This window comes from Streptomyces sp. NBC_00258 (assembly GCF_036182465.1).
Lineage (GTDB): Bacteria > Actinomycetota > Actinomycetes > Streptomycetales > Streptomycetaceae > Streptomyces.
The window spans coordinates 1,611,965-1,627,701 of the sequence record NZ_CP108081.1; the positions used below are offsets into that span (position 1 = coordinate 1,611,965).

Consider the following 15,737-nt stretch of genomic DNA (forward strand, 5'->3'; position numbering starts at 1 on the left):
CGCGCCCAGGACGCGGGTCACCGACGATGAGGTGGGAGAAGCGTGTGATCGTCTGGGTGAACGGTGCGTTCGGCAGCGGGAAGAGCACGCTGGTGGATGAACTGCGTCCACGTTGGCCCGAGGCACTGGTCTACGACCCGGAGATGGTCGGGTATGTGCTGCGCGAGATCGTCGAGGTGCCGACCGGCGACTTCCAGGATCTGCGACTGTGGCGGCGGCAGGTCGCGGACCTGGCCGTGGGTCTGGTCCAGGAGTATCAACGCCCCGTCCTGGTCCCCATGACGCTGGTCAACCCCGGGCATGTCGGCGAGATCTTCGGCGCGCTCAAGGACGCGGGCATCGTCGCCCACCACTTCTTCCTCAAGGTCTCGCCGGAAGTCCTGGTGAAGCGGATCGACGAGCGGAGCTTCACCCCGGACGATCCCGCCAAGGATGAGCAGGTCCGGCGGTGGTGCAAGGACAGGATCGAGCCGTGCACGGCCGCGGCCGACACCTTGCCAGGCGACACCGTGTTCCTGGACGGCGAGCTGACCCCGCAGGAACTGGCCGACAGCGTGCTCACCCGAGTCGGTGTCGGCCGGACCGGGTAATCCCCCACGAAACTCCTGGCGGACAGGGTGATCTTGGTCGAGGACCCGTCCACCAGGAGCTTCGTCGTTTCGCAGAAGGGTGCGACTCAAGGTCGGCACCGTGAGGTCGGAAGACCCTCATTGCTCCCTGCCGCCACGCCCCTCACGGACGCCGAACCGCGTTGCCTGTCGCTCAGTTGAACAAGCCCTGATCACCTATGGCCGCCGAGGACATCGACCCACAGACTCCCCCGCTCAGGTACGCGCGAGGTCAACGATGCCGCTCAACAGGCAGCCGTCCAGCGTGAGTTCGGGCCAGGAAACGCATCTCGGTCCGGACGGGCACGACGGCATCATGCGGAACCCTCGCGCGAACTGTGCACAACCATTCGGATGCCCCGCGTGTCACACCAGGCAGGAGCAAACGCCTGCAAGAAGCACAAGGGGGAAATATGAGATTCAACCGTTCCGTCCTGGCCGGTGCCGCTTTGGCGGCCCTGTCGGTGGGAGCCACCACCGCGCTGGCGGCACCCGCCTCCGCCGCACCCAACACCACACCGCAGAAGGTCTGCGGCAGCAGCTACAAGACCGTGAACTCGGCTCCCGTCGGCTCGTTGGGCACCGTCTACCTGACCTACAACTCGTCGAACGGCGAGAACTGCGTCGCGACCATCCGCAACAGCCCCGGCACCGCAGTGGACATGTCCACCTGGATCTACGTGCCCGACACCGATGAAGGTGCGGAGGACTTCGGGCGGTACACGTCGTACGCGGGTCCGGCCTACGTGTACGGCAAGGCCCACTGCGTCAACTGGGGCGGCCACATCAAGAACGTGTACGTGCAGATATCCGGCTCCAACTGCGCAGCGCTCAAGGAGCACCGGGCCACGTTCACCCGCTGACCCGCTCCTCCTCCCGGCCACCACGTTCCCCTACGGCCGACTCCCTCCGCCCGACCACGCGGAGCCGACGGTCATCGCGACGGCGCCCACGACCCGCCGATCGCACGGGAATCCGTAGTGGTTCGGCTCGCCCTGGCAGACTCGCGGAGTTCTGCCAGGGCGAGGGCGCGCTCGGGCCCTCCAACTCGTGCGACCGCGTGTCACGGCTTCCGGAGCGCAGGCATGACCCATCCACGATCGGGTCAGCAGCCTTACGGCCCGTCAGAAAGGCATACGGCCCCGCGTACGACGGCCGGCGGCACCGCTGCGGCCAATGGCTCGGGAGCTGCTGCTGAAGGGTTTGCGCAGCAGCCTGCCCAGGGGACCTGGCGCCTTGCCCGCGACCTGACCGCCGGCTCCGAGGGTGCGTTGCGTTCCGTTCTGGGGGTGACGCGACAGCCTGGGCAGCACGAACGCGAGCACGAGCAGTACGGCGCAGACGGCGACGATACCGACGATCATCATGAATTGACTCCTCCTTCATCGGGTCCTTCACCGGGCCCTTCGTCGGGCGAAGTGCCCGGGTACCCGCACGCCGTCGTCGCACGCGGCGTTCCGCACCCCTAACTGACCGTTTCAGAATGACATTCGTTGTGGGGCTTGGCAGTTGGGTGTTGTGTCGGCAGGATCGGTTGAGTGGCTGCTGAACTTGTGCCTGATGACCTGTGGGAACGTGTAGCCCCGCTTTTACCTGCTCGGCCGCCTCGGCGGCATCGGTATCCGGGGCGGTTGCCGGCAGATGACCGGGCTGCGCTCAGAGGCATCGTCTACGTGCCGTGCAAAAGCGTGAGCTGGCGGGACGTTCCCGCAGAACAGGTCGGCTGCAGTGGCGTGACGGCCTGGCGGCGACTGCGGGACTGGACCGAGGCCGGTGTCTGGCCGCAACTGCACGAGGTGCTGCTGGCCGAGCTGCGTGCGGCGGGTCTGCTGGACATGGACGACGCCGCGATCGACGGATCCCACGTGAGGGCTCTGAAAGGGGGGCTCACACCGGACCTTCGCCGGTCGACCGGGCCCGGCCCGGCAGCAAGCACCACTTGATCGTCGACCGGCAAGGCACCCCCCTTTGCGTCTCACTGACCAGCGGGAACCGCCACGACATCACCCAGCTGATGCCCCTGCTCGATGCGATACCCCGCATCCGCGGTGTCCGCGGTCGACCCAGGCACCGGCCAACTCGGCTGTTCGCCGACCGCGGTTACGACTACGACAAGTACCGCCGCCTTCTCCGGGCTCGCGGCATCACACCCAAGTTCGCCCGAAAAGGCATCACGCACGGCTCCGGCCTGGGAAAGACGCGTTGGGTCGTGGAGCGCACATTTGCCTGGCTGCACCAGTTCAAACGGCTGCGGATCCGCTACGAGAAGCGCGCAGATCTCCACCTGGGCTTCCTCCAACTTGCCTGCAGCATCATCTGCTTGAGACGACTCCGAACCTCATTCTGAAACCATCAGTAAGTGGGCGGTCCGCAAGATCCGGGGTTCGAGGTTTGGGGTACGGCAGCGTCCCCGCACCAGCGAGTCGGCCCCCCGGCCAACCACCCCCATCCTGCCGATCGGTCGGCTCAGCGACGGACGCGGTAGCGGATGTGGGTGGCCTCCGGTGTGTCGATCACCTGGAGGATCTCCAATTCGATCTGCGACGGCAGGACGTCAAACAGTCCCTAATCCGTTGCTAACGGCGTTCCGAGGAAGCGGTTGCTTCCCGGGATGTTCGAGTGCCGGACCGTGACACCTAGTGGCTGCCGGGCGGGCAACGCCTCGCTTTAGGCAGCGTGCACGGTTCTGGTGCTCATGGTGGTGACGGTCACGTGGGCGCCGGGCGGATGCCCAAAACTTCCCCGGCCTTCAGGCCCCAACGTAGAGCGGTAGCGTCCGGTGTCCTCGTGGCTGCCACCACCGTCAACACCGAATTCTTGATCACTCGTTGGTGTTGGTGGTGCGAGCCCACCGCATGGTGACCTCTTGCGATGCCCGAGCCGTCTAAGCTCCCGCATAGACCGGGGCCCGTGGGGTGCGCTGGTGCCACGAACGGCTAGTGAGGTGTCGGCCCTGCCCTTGTGGTTGAGGCCTGGGATTAGGTCGCTGCGTGGCCCCGCATGCGCTCGTGACCAGCGCAAAAACCAGCACGCTGGGGAGGAACACCTTGATCTACTGCGGAATCGACTGGGCGGAACGCACCCACGATGTCGCTCTCGTCGACGATACCGGCGAGTTACTGGCCAAGCGGCACATTGCCGATGACGCCGCTGGCTACAAGATCCTGATCGAGCTGCTCGCCGAGTACGGCGACACCAAAGACAACCCGATCCCGGTGGCGATCGAGACGTCCCGTGGTCTGCTGGTGGCGGTGCTGCGGACCGGCAAGCGGAAGGTGTACGCGATCAACCCGATGGCCGCGGCCCGCTACCGCGACCGGCACAGCGTCTCGCGCAAAAAGTCCGACCCCGGTGACGCCCTGGTGCTGGCGAACATCCTGCGCACCGACATGCACGCCCACAGGCCGTTGCCCGACGACTCCGACCTCGGCCGCGCGATCGCCGTGCTCGCTCGCGCTCAACAGGACTCTCTGTGGAACCGGCAGCAGCTCGCCAACCAGCTCCGTTCCCTGCTGCGGGAGTACTACCCCGCCGCTTTGGACGCCTTCGCGACCTGGACCAACGGCCTCTGCCGCCCCGAAGCCCGCGAGCTCATGAAGGCCGCACCGACCCCCATCCGGGCCGCGCGGATGACCAGCACCCAGCTCCAGGCCGCCCTCAAGCGGTCCGGCCGCAAGCGTGGCATCGAGGCGGAAGCCGACCGCATCCGTGACATCTTCCGGGCCGACTGGGCCCACCAGCCGCTGTTGGTCGAGGACGCCCTCGGCAAGCAGATGCTCGCCCTCCTCGTTCAGTTGGAAGCCGCCTGCACCGCAGCTGACGATCTCGCGAAGGCGGTAGAGGAGGTGTTCCCTCAGCACCCGGACGCCGAGATCCTGCTGAGCTTCCCCGGGCTCGGCATCCAGCTCGCCGCCCGGATCCTCGCTGAAACCGGGGACGACCACACCCGCTTCGCCGACGCCCGCGGCCTGAAGGCATACGCAGGCGCCTCACCCATCACCAGGGCCTCCGGCAAGAAATCGTCCATCACCCGACGCTGGGTGAAGAACGACCGGCTCAACCATGCCGGCTACCTATGGGCCTTCGCCGCCCTGCGTCACTCGCCGGGGGCCGGCGCCCACTACCGACGCCGACGCGAGCATGGCGACTGGCACGCAGCTGCCCAACGGAACCTCTTCAACCGCCAATGCCACGAAGTTAAGGCTGGCCCCGCGTCGTCAAGAGCGTTCTTGGCTGGAGGGTTGAGTGTCGGGCGGCATCCAGTCGGTGGCGAGTGTGTAGGTGGCGTTAGCGACCTTGTTGAGGAGTCCTTCGCGGGTCCAGCGGCCGAGCTGGACGCAGAAGCTGTCGTAGCGGGTGGTGATCCCGAGAGCTGCGGCGAGGTCGCGGGCGTGCCAGACCCGGCTGGGTGCGGTGCGAATGATCTGCAGGACCTGGTTGCGTTGTCCGCCGTGTCCCGTGGGTCGGGCTGAGGCCGGCTGAGCTCGAAGTACAACAGTGAGGCTGGTGACATTTTGGCTTTTCAGGGGGTGCCCGCTGGTCGGATGCGCCGGATAGCGCGAGGTCGGGGACTTCACCTTGCGGGCGCTGGTGCGTGCCCGTCTGGGCGGCAGGAGGCCCGTCCGGACTGCTGCCGCCAGGCCCTGACTGTTTGTCCGTTCCGGCACGATGTGATCGGCGCGGATGACGTGGTCGCGGGCCGCGTGGAGAGCGACGGTGAAGCTGGCCCGGTCGGGGTCGGCTCCGGGAAGCGATTCGACGGCGTCGGTCATGGCCATTCGTAGCACTTGGTAGAGGGTGAGCAGGGCCCAGACCTCCTGCTCGAGGCCGCGTGGATCCTGGGAGCGCAAGACTCGTCCGGTCAGCAGCGTGTGCCGCAGGGAGTAGTAGGCGGTCTCGATCTCCCAGCGCTCGTGGTAGAGGCGCAGGAGAGTGTCGGCGGGGTCGCGCCGGTGGTCGGTGAGTGTGGTTGCGAGGAGGTAGCGCCCAGTGATGCTCTGACCTTTGCTGGTGGTGACGGTGATGTCCGCGTCGATGACGCGCACGTGCACGTGGTGGAAGCGGGTGAGATAAGAGCCGTCGGGCAGGACCGCGAGAACCGCGGGTCGCCGACGGGCAGACAGTCTGACCAGGAACTGGGCGCCGGTGTCAGCGACCTGGCCCAGGAACTCGTCGCCGTCGTAGGCGCGGTCGGCCAGCAGCAGCATCTGCGAGGTCAGCCTCGGCAGCAGCCGACCCGCCTGGACGATCTCGCCGGCTTCGGCGGGGCCGAAGACGGCGCCGAGGAGGCCGCGGGTTCCGGTCTCACACAGCACGGTCAGCCGCAAAGAGGGGTAGCCGGACATGCCCCAGTGGTGCCGGACCTTGCCGAGCAAGGCTCGAATTCGCGGCATGTCGGGTGCTTTGAGGGAGTTGCAGCCGTCGAAAGCGACGGTCCGCCAGCGCCGGTAGCACACGCCTGACGTCGAAGGGCGTGCCAGCGGCACCGCGAGCACATTGAAGAGCAGCTCCAACGGCTTTGGTCCGAGCCGTTTACGCAGGTGGCGCAGGGCTGCCTCCGAAGGGGTACACAGGTTCAGCCCGGACAGACCGGCCACGAGCTTGTCCCAGACACGCTGGTAACCCAGGCCCGGGAAAAGTCCCAGAGCCAGCACGAAGTAGATACCGACCCGGGACGGAAGAGTACGCACGCGGCGCTGCAGGGTTCCGGTCTGCTCGAGTACGTCGTCCACGAGCTCGAAGGGCAGGAACTGGGTTAACCCGCCGAGGTGCCCGGGAGCAAAGGCGCCAGCGGCAACGGTCGTAGTACGCGTCAAGGTGCGGGTGACAGACTGGCTCGGCAACGGGATCCTCTGAACGGAAGAAGTCTTGGTCGGCTTTCCTCCTACCAGGGGATCCCGTCTTACGTGCCCCGAACTACGCATGCACCGACAGTCCTTGACGACGCGGGGCCAGTCTTAACTTCGTGGCATTGCTTCAACCGCATGATCGGCCAGCTCTACCACTGCCTCCAGCACCACAAACTGTTCGACGAACACACCGCTTACCCCACCGAACTTGCCGCCGCCGCTTGACGGCATAGCAACGTGAGGTGTCTACGTTGTTCTGCGGGACGTGGTGAGCCCTTCGTATGGTTCATCCACCCAGGGGCGTCGGGTGTGGCTTTCAAACTTCTGCCACTTGTGGCTTCCATCGATTTGCCGCCCGATGCCCCACGACGACTCGGCTTCCAATTAGGAATTGCGAATGATCGCTCCGTAGGGAATCGACAGCGAGGTCGTCCGTCGGGAGGCACCAGCACCGCACCGCACGGAGGCACCACATGGCCGCGATCTGGGCTGGCATCGACGCAGGCAAAGCCCACCATCACTGCGTCGCGATCGACGAGAGCGGCCGCCGGCTGCTGTCCCGACGCGTCACCAACGACGAACCCGAGCTCCTCGAACTACTCGCTGACGTCCTGGCCCTGGGCGACAAGGCGACCTGGGGCATTGATCTGGCTGACGGCGGAGCCGCCCTCGCCATCGCGATCCTCCTCAACCACGACCAGCCGGTGCACTACATCTCCGGCCGGGCCAGCCACCGCGCCTCCGAGAGCTACCGCGGCGAGGGCAAGACCGACGCCAAGAACGCTGCCGTCATCGCCGACCAGGTCCGCGTCCGACGCGACCTGCACCCCTTACGTGCTGGCGACGAGACGGTCGTCGACCTGAAGATCCTCACCGGTCGCCGCATGGACCTGGTCGCCGACCGCACCCGCACCGTCAACCGCCTCCGCGCCCAGTTCTCCGGCATCTTCCCCGGCCTGGAGCGCGCTGGACCTCACCAACACCGGCCCGCTCACCCTGGTGAGCGGCTACCAGACCCCGGCCGCCATCCGACGACTCGGTGCCAAGCGGCTGGAGACCTGGCTGCGCAATCGCCATGTCGTCCGCGCCGACAAGCTCGCCGAGACGGCCGTCCAAGCCGCCGAACGCCAGCACACCAGCCTGCCAGGCGAGAAGCTGACCGCCGAGATGGTTCACACGCTGGCGATGGAGGTGATGGGCCTCAACCAGCAGGTCGCCGAGCTCGACAAGCTCATCGAGGCCCGGTTTCGCGACCACCACGACTTCGAAGTGATCACCAGCATGCCCGGCCTGGGCATCATCCTCGGCGCCGAGTTCCTGGCGGCCACCGGCGGCGACATGACGGCGTTCGGCACCGCCGACCGCCTCGCCGGCTTCGGCGGCGTCGCCCCGGTGCCCCGCGATTCCGGGAAGCTGAGCGGGGAACCTGCGCCGCCCGCAGCGATACAACCGCCGCCTCCAACGCGTCTTCTACACCTCGGCGTTGTTCAGCATCCGCCACTGCGAGGAATCCCGGCGCTTCTACGATCGCAAACGTGCCGAGGGCAAGCGCCCTACCCAGGCCGTCCTGGCTCTCGCTCGCCGCCGCGTCAACGTCCTCTGGGCCCTTCTGCGCGACGGACGGCGCTACGAGCCAGCTCCGCCGGCAAGGGCAGCCGCATAGGAAGGGACGCGACACGCTGCGCGCCGCCAGTTGGCCTGACCGACCCCGTCAGACCAGGCAAAACTCGTTACCTTCCGGGTCTGCCATCACCACGTGATCCGGCCTGCCCTGCAACTCGTCCTCGCGGACCACGGTCGCGCCCGCAGCGGTCAACCGCTCCACCGCCTCGACCACGCGCGGCCAGCGCACCTCCCACGGGGTTTCACGGCCGCCACCAACTTGCACATCGATATGCAGCCGGTTCTTCGCCACCTTCGGCTCCGGCACCTTCAGGAAGGACAAGGTAGGGCCCACGCCGTCCGGATCTGAGAGGTACGCCCCGTCATCCCACTCGTCCTCCGGAACCTCATGATGCGAGAACCACTCCTCCCAGCTCCCGAACCCTGCGGGCGCGGGCTTCTCCTCGTAGCCCAACGCCAGCGCCCAGAACGCGGCCAGCTTCCCCGGGTACGCGCAGTCGATCGTCAAGCTCCACTTGGTCCCCATGAGCCCTCCCCAGTCGGATGAACGGACTGTACCGCGCACCTCCGACACCTCCTGCCCGCTACCTCAAGCGTGCGCCGCGGCTTGACGAACGGCATTAGGAATCGATGGCCGCCACCCAGCAGCACAGGGATCTGATGGATCTGCACCTCATCCAGTACCCCGGCCGCGAGCGCCCGTTGGGCCGTGTACGCGCCGTGCACGAGGACGAAGATCAGGACACCGTGGTGATCGCCACCCCAGTGATCCATGAGCTCGGCGGTCCGCCGGCCGGCACCACGACGACGGACCTGTGGCCGCCGACGGCCCGGCCCATCGCGACCATCGAGGTGGCCTACACCGACGAATGGTTCATCGCCATCGCCGCAGGCCGCGCCCTGGGGGCCTCCGCGTCGGCCACCCCGAGCAACTACACGCACCCCTCGCTGGTCTACCGTCCCCTCGCGGACGGAAGCAACTGAACGAGAAGTCAGCGAGGCCGGCGGGTGTTCAGGCGGGCTGCCTGGCGGGTGAGGTGGGCGCGTTCGGCGAGGTTGGGGGCCTTCTGGGCCGCCTCGGCATACAAGCGTGCCGCCGTCGTCAGGTCGCCGTCACGTTCGTGGAGGTAGGCGGCCACCGCGGTGTGGCGGGGCAGTGAGTCGTCGAGAGGCGCGAGCGCGGCCAGGCCGGCGCGCGGTCCGTCGGCCTCGCCGACGGCCACAGCGCGGTTGAGGCGGACGACCGGGTTGTCGGTCAGGCGGGCGAGCTCGTCGTACCACTCGACGATCTGCACCCAGTCGGTCTCCTCGGCGACGGGCGCATCCGCGTGGAGCGCGGCGATGGCGGCCTGGGCCTGGAACTCGCCCAGCCTGTCCCGGGCGAGGGCTGCCTGCAGGATCTCGACGCCCTCGGCGATCGACGTCGTGTCCCACCGGCCGCGGTCCTGCTCGGCGAGCGGCACCAGGCTCCCGTCGGGCGCGGTCCGGGCGGCGCGCCGGGCGTGGTGGAGCAGCATGAGGGCGAGCAGCCCCGCCACCTCGGGGTGGTCGATCGAGGCGGCGAGTTGCCGAGTGAGCCGGATGGCCTCGGCGGCGAGGTCGACGTCGCCGGAGTAGCCCTCGTTGAAGACCAGGTAGAGGACGCGCAGCACGGTGGCGACGTCGCCGGGCTGGTCGAACCGGACGCTGGAGACGGTGCGCTTGGCCCGGCTGATGCGCTGCGCCATGGTCGCTTCCGGAACCAGGTAGGCCTGGGCGATCTGCCGGGTCGTCAGCCCGCCGACCGCGCGCAGCGTGAGCGCGACCGCGGACGACGGCGTCAGCGACGGATGGGCGCACAGGAAGTACAGCTGGAGCGTGTCGTCCGCTGCGGGGGCCGGCCCGGGGGCCGGTTCCTCATCGACGGTTTCCTCGCGTCGACGGCGGGCGGTGTCCGCGCGGGTCGCGTCGAGGAACTTGCGCCAGGCAACGGTGACCAGCCAGCCCTTCGCATCCCGCGGAGGGTCGGCCGGCCACACGCGCACCGCCTCGATGAGCGCGTCCTGCACGGCGTCCTCGGCCGCCGCGAAGTCGGCTCCGCGGCGGACGAGGATCCCGAGCACGTTCGGCGTGAGGCTCCGGAGCAGGGCCTCGTTCACTTCCAAGTGCATTCCGTGACCGTGGGCTGCGCGCTGTAGAACGGGCGCAGCTCCAGCCACTCGTGGATCGGCTTGCCACCGGCCCCGGGGGCGGCCGACAGTTCCCCCGCCAGCTCGACGGCACGCTCGTAGCTGTCGACGTCGATGATCATCCAGCCGGCGATGAGGTCCTTGGTCTCGGCGAACGGCCCGTCGGTGACCGGCGGACGCCCCTCACCGTCGAACCGGACGAACGTCCCCTCGGGAGCCAGCGCCTTACTGTCGACGAACTCGCCGCTCTTCTCCAGCCGCGCCGCGAAGTCGTTCATGTACTGCACGTGCGCCGAGATCTCCTCCGGCGTCCACTGGTCCATGGGCACGTCGTTGACCGATGCCGGGGCGCCTCGGTAGTGCTTCAGCAGCAGGTACTTGGCCATGGTGTCTCTCCTCGGTACTGGTGCGGCCCATTGTGGCCGCGTTCACTGCGGGGACGGAGCAGGCCACGGATTCTCGACATCGCCGTCCAATCTTTCTGACACGGCTTGCTCACGTGTGCGGGATCCGGCGGTGGATGTCCTCGATCAGGGTCCGCATGGCCATGCGGAAGATCTCGGCCTGGTGGTCACCGAGGAAAGACGTGTGCCCGAACACCTCCAGGACGACAAGGCCGTGCAGGTGCCCCCACGCGCTCAGCAGCAGAGCGGTCGCAGGGGGCGGCAGATACCCCAGACCGTAATGCGGAAGCTGTTCCAGGTATGCCCGGAGTGAGGGCGAGAGTGCGGGGGCGTCGGCCGCGGCGAGTTGCTCCGCGGTGAACTCGTCGAACATCTCGCGCTCGAAGATCGAGCTCATCCGGCGCGTCGCCTGGGTGGTCGGGCCGTCGACCGGTGCCGCGTAGTCCCGCAGCGGTGTTCCGTAGAGGAGTTGGAAGCGCTCGGGATGGGCGATGGCCCATCGGCGGTAGCCCTCGGCCGCGACCACCAGGCGCGGCAGGGCCGAGTCGTCCGGCGCGGTCTCGACGGCGGCCTGCACGGCATCGGCCAGGTCGTCGTACGCCTTGGTGACGAGCGCTGTGACGAGGGCGTCCCGGCTCGGAAAGTAGTGGTAGAGCGCCTGCACGGTCATTCCGAGGCTGCGGGCGACCGCTCGCAGGGACAGGGCCGCGGGTCCTCGTTCGCCGATGTGGCGCTCGGCGGCGTCCAGGATCTCCTGGGTGGCGGCGGCCCTGCGTCGCTGACGCAGGGTGGGCGGGGCCATTGCGTGTTCCTCCGCGGGCATGCGGCGACCGTACGACGGTCGCCCCTGTGGGCCACCCAGGAGTTGCGGGGTGTGCGGAAAATCTAACACTGCCAAATCTTCTTTGTCCTCACTAACGTCTGTCTCGGCGACGAAGAGTGCGACACCGCACCGGCTTCTGGCGGGGTGAAGAGGCTCCGCAGGGCACCGCGCCGGCCTCACGTTGCTCAACTCCGGCCGTTTCGCGCCGTTTTCACCGTATGGACATCAAAGGAGATCGGGCGTGTTTGAACGCATAGCCGAACTGGCGATTCGCCGGTCCCGGCTGGTACTCGTCGTCGCCGCCGTGGCTGTGGCCCTCATGGGAGTCCTCGGCGCCGGCGCGTTCGGCAAGTTGCTGGGAGGCGGCTACGACGACCCGGCCTCCCAGTCCTCCCGGGCCGGGAAGGTCATCGAGGAGAAGTTCGGCGGGGAGACGAACCTGGTCCTGCTGGTCCGCGCCTCCGAAGGCCGTGTCGACGCCCCGGCCGCACAGCAGAGCGGCCGGGACCTGGTGGCCGACCTCAAGAAGGAAAAGAACCTTGAGAACGTGGTCTCGTTCTGGGACACGGCCAGCCCCGACCTCCGCTCCGAGGACGGCCGCGAAGCCATGGTGCTCGCGCATGTGAAGGGTGAGGACACCGAGCGGGACGAGAACGCCAAGAGCGTCATCGACGCCTACACCGGGCCGTACAAGGATGCGTTCACGGTCCAGGCAGGTGGCGGTGCCGCCGTGAACAGTGAGATGGGCACGCAGTCGGGCGAGGATCTCGTCCTGGCCGAGGCCATCGCGGTGCCGCTCACCCTCGTGCTGCTTCTGCTCGTCTTCGGCAGCATGGTCGCGGCCCTGCTGCCGCTGGCGATCGGAATCATCGCCATCATGGGCACGTTCGCGGAGCTCTTCGTCCTCGGCAGCGTCACCGACGTCTCCATCTTCGCGGTCAACCTGACCACGGCTCTGGGCCTCGGCCTCGGTATCGACTACGCGCTGCTGATGGTCAGCCGGTTCCGGGAGCAGCTCGCGGCGGGGGCGAGCGTGGACGACGCGGTCCGGCGGACGGTGAGCACCGCGGGCCGTACGGTCGCGTTCTCCGCCGCGACGGTCGCGGCCGCGCTCGCGGCGCTCATGGTGTTCCCTCAGTACTTCCTGCGCTCGTTCGGCTATGCCGGGGTCGGTGTCGTCGCCATCGCGGCCGTCAGCACCCTGTTCGTGATGCCGGCTCTGTTCGTCGTCCTTGGGCACCGGGTCAACAGCGGGCGGCTGCCGTGGGCGAACCGTGAGCGCTCCGGCACCCGGGAACCCTTCTGGGGACGGCTGGCCGGCACGGTCATGCGGCGGCCCGCGCTCACCGCGCTGCCCGTGCTCGCGGTCCTGCTGGTGGCGGCGAGTCCGCTCCTCGGCATCACCTTCGGCACACCGGACGAACGCGTGCTGCCCGAGGACTCCGAGAGCCGCCAGGTCTCGTCGGTACTGCAGGAGAAGTTCAACGGCAATGACAACGCGGCCCTCCACGTCGTCATCGACAAGGCCGTGAGCAAGGCCCCACTGGAGTCGTACGCGGTCGAACTGTCCGGGCTCAAGGGCGTGGTCCGCGTCGAGACCGGCACGGGCACCTACGCCGACGGAGCGTCCACGGCGACCGGCCCCGGCAACAGCGCCCTCGGCCGCCCCGACGCGCAGCAGATCAACGTGGTGAGCGGCCTGTCACCGAAGTCCGACGAGGCCCAGAGCCTGGTCGACGAGGTGCGGGCGGTCGCCCCGCCCTCCGGGTCACACCCCCTGGTGGGCGGAGTCGACGCCGTACTGGTCGACTCCAAGGACTCCGTCGGCAGCCGGCTCCCGCTCGCCGTGGCCCTGGTCGCCCTCACCACCTTCCTCCTCCTCTTCCTGTTCACCGGCAGCGTCGTACAGCCACTGCGTGCGCTGGTCCTCAACATGATCAGCCTGGGAGCGACCCTCGGCGTCATGACCTGGATCTTCCAGGACGGCAACCTCTCTTCCCTGCTCGGCTTCACGGCGCAGCCGATGGATGTGTCGATGACCGTGCTGATGTTCTGCATCGCCTTCGGCCTCTCGATGGACTACGAGGTGTTCGTCACCAGCCGGATCAAGGAACTCCACGACCTGGGCGAGGACAACGAGTCCGCCGTGACCAACGGCCTGGGGCACACGGGCCGCATCGTCACCGCGGCGGCCTGTCTGCTCGCGGTGAGCTTCTTCGCGTTCGGAACGGCCAAGCTCAGCTTCATGCAGCTGTTCGGCCTGGGCAGCGGACTGGCGATCCTCATCGACGCCGTCGCCGTACGCGGCATCCTCGTTCCGGCCGCGATGCGCCTGCTCGGCCGCTCGGCCTGGTACGCGCCCGGCTTCCTGCGAAAGTTCCACGGGCGGTTCGGCCTCAGTGAGGGCGGCCCCGCGCCCACGGCCGCACCGGTCTCCGCAGCGGAGCCGCCGTACGTGAAGGACTCGACGGGAGTCTGATCCACCGAGCCCATGCGCCGCTGTGTGCCCGCCTCTTCCGCACGAGAGGCGGGCACTGCCGCGCGGTCGGCGTTCGCCGCCTGGTGGCCTCCAACGGAAATCACCATGGTGTTGGCGACGCCGATCCCACCGACGAGCAGGGCTACACCGGCCACCCCGACGAAGAGGCCGGAGAAGTCGGCCTGTGTGGAGCGTTTCGCGGCGAGTGCGTCCGAGGGGCGGCTGACGTTGACCAGGCCGGGATTGTCCGGCGCTAGGGTCTCGGGCAGTACCGCGTGGACGTCCTCCATGGCCGACTCGTCCGCCTGGACGAATAGCAGAGTCGGACAGCCGTCGAAGCCGAGGTTGCGAAGGCACCATCTTCACCGTGCGCCTCCCCCACGACCGACAACCGACGACGGCGCCTCGATGACGTGCATCGCGGTCGGCTGATCGCCGGGGCGGGCTGTCACGGGACACTCATGACGTCTGTCACGAACAGTGATGACAGGCCACGCTCCTCACACTGTCCATTCGGGCCTAGCTTGGGCTGAGGCCCGCTCCCGGGGCCTCTCACGACGCCAACGGTTGGAACTGGACCATGCAAAACGAGACCCTCATTGTCGAAGACCTGATGCTGCTGCTGATGGACGACAAGTCGGGAGCGATCGCGGGAGCGGGCACGCTGTACTACACCCTCGGTGGCGCCGTTCTCGTCGAGCTCGGCCTCGACGGACACGTCACGGTCGACGAGAACGACAAGGGACTGAACGGTCTGAAGGTCCACGCCGTCTCCGGCGATCCGCTGTCGGACCCTGTGCTCCAGACCGCCCATGAGCAGGTCGCCGACCGAGTGCGAGGTGTGCAGACCCTCCTCATCGAGATCGGCACAGGGTTGCGCGAGACCGTTCTCGAGCGACTCGTCGAGCGGGGCATGCTGCGTCAGGAGAGCAAGAAGACGCTGGGTCTGTTCCGTTCGACTTCCACGAAGGCCGCGGACACCGGGCACAAGAACGCTCTACTGGAAAGAGTCCGCGCCGTCCTGGTCTACGGCGAGGAGCCCGATGCCCGTACAGCGGCGGTGATCGGACTGCTCTCCGCGAGCGGCACCCTGCCGAGCCTGCACCGCTCCATCCCGTGGTCGGGCAAGGTCTACAAGCGTGCGAAGGAACTGGAGCAGGCCAGTTGGAGCGCCGAAGCGGTGAACACCGCCGTGATGCGGACCGTGGCAGCGGTCTCTGTGGGGACCGCTGTGGCTGTCACCGTCACCAACTAGGGCTCAGTGGGGACTTGTCCGGACGATCCCGCAACTCCCCACGTTCTGGGGCGTCGTGATTGTTCTGGCGCGTCGAGCTTCGCTCAAGCGGACGCCGAGGTCAGGCGTGCCAGTCGAGTTGCTGTTCGGGGACACCGACGGAGCGCCCGTAGTCCTGGGCTTCGCGACGCCCTTCGGCTTGCCCGCGTGGATAGCGGAAGACCTTGTCCGCAAAGATCACGAACGTGTCGCGCGCGGTGTGAAAGTCGGTGTACCAGCCTCCCGTTGACAAGAGACACGACGCCAGCTGATCCGCGAGTCGCTGGGCTTCGAGCTCATCGGCGGTGAAGTCCAGCAATGTCCAGAGCCGTGGCTGCTCCTGCCCGGGGTCGGTCATCTCGACCCGTGTCAGCTTGGTGATCCGCAGTGGGATCCCGGTCAACTCGGCCCCGACCCGCAGGCTTTCGGCGATCAGCACACCTTCGAGCATCTGAACCTCCTTGGTGTCGGTGGGGTTCTCTTCATCTCGGGACCCCTCCCGGCGTCCCT

13 protein-coding genes and 2 pseudogenes are annotated in these 15,737 nt (G+C 67.8%); 8 read left to right on the plus strand and 7 right to left on the minus strand.

The window, feature by feature from the left end; translation table 11 throughout:
• The first annotated feature begins 44 nt into the window (after positions 1-44).
• Positions 45-590 carry an AAA family ATPase gene (locus OG718_RS07545; protein WP_328843687.1) on the plus strand — a complete coding sequence of 182 codons (546 nt, stop codon included), beginning with the start codon at positions 45-47 and terminating at the stop codon, positions 588-590.
• Between the two features lie 431 nt (positions 591-1,021).
• Entirely contained in the window at positions 1,022-1,471 is a 450-nt protein-coding gene (locus OG718_RS07550) for a spore-associated protein (RefSeq protein WP_143642602.1), read from the plus strand.
• A gap of 261 nt (positions 1,472-1,732) precedes the next feature.
• Here OG718_RS07550 and OG718_RS07555 read toward each other — a convergent pair whose 3' ends face one another.
• Positions 1,733-1,975: a DUF6411 family protein gene (locus OG718_RS07555; RefSeq protein ID WP_328843688.1), complete on the minus strand. Its 243-nt coding sequence runs from the start codon at positions 1,973-1,975 to the stop codon at positions 1,733-1,735.
• 171 nt (positions 1,976-2,146) lie between these two features.
• On the opposite strand from OG718_RS07555, the gene OG718_RS07560 reads away from it, so the two are divergent.
• A protein-coding gene (locus tag OG718_RS07560; protein ID WP_328843689.1) for an IS5 family transposase occupies positions 2,147-2,955 on the plus strand; the annotation gives its coding sequence in 2 pieces (ribosomal slippage) (positions 2,147-2,486 and positions 2,486-2,955; 810 coding nt in all).
• A 700-nt stretch (positions 2,956-3,655) separates the two neighbouring features.
• Positions 3,656-4,792, plus strand: a pseudogene (locus tag OG718_RS07565) (IS110 family transposase); the annotation flags it as partial.
• Between the two features lie 33 nt (positions 4,793-4,825).
• Here the strand turns inward: OG718_RS07565 and OG718_RS07570 are convergent.
• Positions 4,826-6,451, minus strand: coding sequence for an IS4 family transposase (locus OG718_RS07570; RefSeq protein WP_328843690.1), 1,626 nt, complete (start codon positions 6,449-6,451; stop codon positions 4,826-4,828).
• Between the two features lie 479 nt (positions 6,452-6,930).
• Between OG718_RS07570 and OG718_RS07575 the strand changes: the two are divergent.
• A pseudogene (locus tag OG718_RS07575) lies at positions 6,931-8,120 on the plus strand (IS110 family transposase).
• Positions 8,121-8,168: 48 nt separating this feature from the next.
• Here the strand turns inward: OG718_RS07575 and OG718_RS07580 are convergent.
• Positions 8,169-8,606: a VOC family protein gene (locus OG718_RS07580; RefSeq protein ID WP_005474438.1), complete on the minus strand. Its 438-nt coding sequence runs from the start codon at positions 8,604-8,606 to the stop codon at positions 8,169-8,171.
• A gap of 104 nt (positions 8,607-8,710) precedes the next feature.
• Between OG718_RS07580 and OG718_RS54395 the strand changes: the two genes are divergently transcribed.
• Complete coding sequence (locus tag OG718_RS54395) at positions 8,711-9,064, plus strand: hypothetical protein (RefSeq protein WP_443054937.1); 354 nt, start codon at positions 8,711-8,713, stop codon at positions 9,062-9,064.
• A gap of 8 nt (positions 9,065-9,072) precedes the next feature.
• Here OG718_RS54395 and OG718_RS07590 read toward each other — a convergent pair whose 3' ends face one another.
• The 3 genes from OG718_RS07590 to OG718_RS07600 all read right to left on the minus strand — a co-directional run bounded on the left by OG718_RS07590 (position 9,073) and on the right by OG718_RS07600 (position 11,475).
• Entirely contained in the window at positions 9,073-10,218 is a 1,146-nt protein-coding gene (locus OG718_RS07590) for an RNA polymerase sigma factor (protein WP_223064968.1), read from the minus strand.
• Positions 10,215-10,634, minus strand: a complete 420-nt coding sequence (locus OG718_RS07595) for a YciI family protein (RefSeq protein ID WP_143641791.1) — start codon at positions 10,632-10,634, stop codon at positions 10,215-10,217. Before OG718_RS07595 ends, OG718_RS07590 begins: the two co-directional genes overlap by 4 nt.
• 109 nt (positions 10,635-10,743) lie before the next feature.
• Complete coding sequence (locus tag OG718_RS07600) at positions 10,744-11,475, minus strand: TetR/AcrR family transcriptional regulator (RefSeq protein ID WP_143641790.1); 732 nt, start codon at positions 11,473-11,475, stop codon at positions 10,744-10,746.
• A 241-nt stretch (positions 11,476-11,716) separates the two neighbouring features.
• On the opposite strand from OG718_RS07600, the gene OG718_RS07605 reads away from it, so the two are divergent.
• Together OG718_RS07605 and OG718_RS07615 are read left to right on the plus strand one after the other, a co-directional pair.
• Positions 11,717-13,954 (plus strand): MMPL family transporter, encoded by a 2,238-nt coding sequence (locus OG718_RS07605; RefSeq protein WP_328843691.1) that lies wholly within the window; start codon positions 11,717-11,719, stop codon positions 13,952-13,954.
• Between the two features lie 580 nt (positions 13,955-14,534).
• Positions 14,535-15,209 carry a GOLPH3/VPS74 family protein gene (locus tag OG718_RS07615; protein WP_328843692.1) on the plus strand — a complete coding sequence of 225 codons (675 nt, stop codon included), beginning with the start codon at positions 14,535-14,537 and terminating at the stop codon, positions 15,207-15,209.
• Between the two features lie 100 nt (positions 15,210-15,309).
• Here OG718_RS07615 and OG718_RS07620 read toward each other — a convergent pair whose 3' ends face one another.
• The gene (locus tag OG718_RS07620; RefSeq protein WP_328843693.1) at positions 15,310-15,678 is read right to left on the minus strand and encodes a hypothetical protein; all 369 of its coding nucleotides are present in this window, start codon (positions 15,676-15,678) and stop codon (positions 15,310-15,312) included.
• Positions 15,679-15,737 lie beyond the last annotated feature (59 nt).

What these genes read in the sequence shown, in the direction of transcription:
- OG718_RS07550 (WP_143642602.1), top strand. Translation starts at nt 1,022, where the DNA reads ATGAGATTCAACCGTTCCGTCCTGGCCGGTGCCGCTTTGGCGGCCCTG.
- OG718_RS07555 (WP_328843688.1), bottom strand. Translation starts at nt 1,975, where the DNA reads ATGATGATCGTCGGTATCGTCGCCGTCTGCGCCGTACTGCTCGTGCTC.
- OG718_RS07580 (WP_005474438.1), bottom strand. Translation starts at nt 8,606, where the DNA reads ATGGGGACCAAGTGGAGCTTGACGATCGACTGCGCGTACCCGGGGAAG.
- OG718_RS54395 (WP_443054937.1), top strand. Translation starts at nt 8,711, where the DNA reads ATGGCCGCCACCCAGCAGCACAGGGATCTGATGGATCTGCACCTCATC.
- OG718_RS07595 (WP_143641791.1), bottom strand. Translation starts at nt 10,634, where the DNA reads ATGGCCAAGTACCTGCTGCTGAAGCACTACCGAGGCGCCCCGGCATCG.
- OG718_RS07600 (WP_143641790.1), bottom strand. Translation starts at nt 11,475, where the DNA reads ATGCCCGCGGAGGAACACGCAATGGCCCCGCCCACCCTGCGTCAGCGA.
- OG718_RS07615 (WP_328843692.1), top strand. Translation starts at nt 14,535, where the DNA reads ATGCAAAACGAGACCCTCATTGTCGAAGACCTGATGCTGCTGCTGATG.
- OG718_RS07620 (WP_328843693.1), bottom strand. Translation starts at nt 15,678, where the DNA reads ATGCTCGAAGGTGTGCTGATCGCCGAAAGCCTGCGGGTCGGGGCCGAG.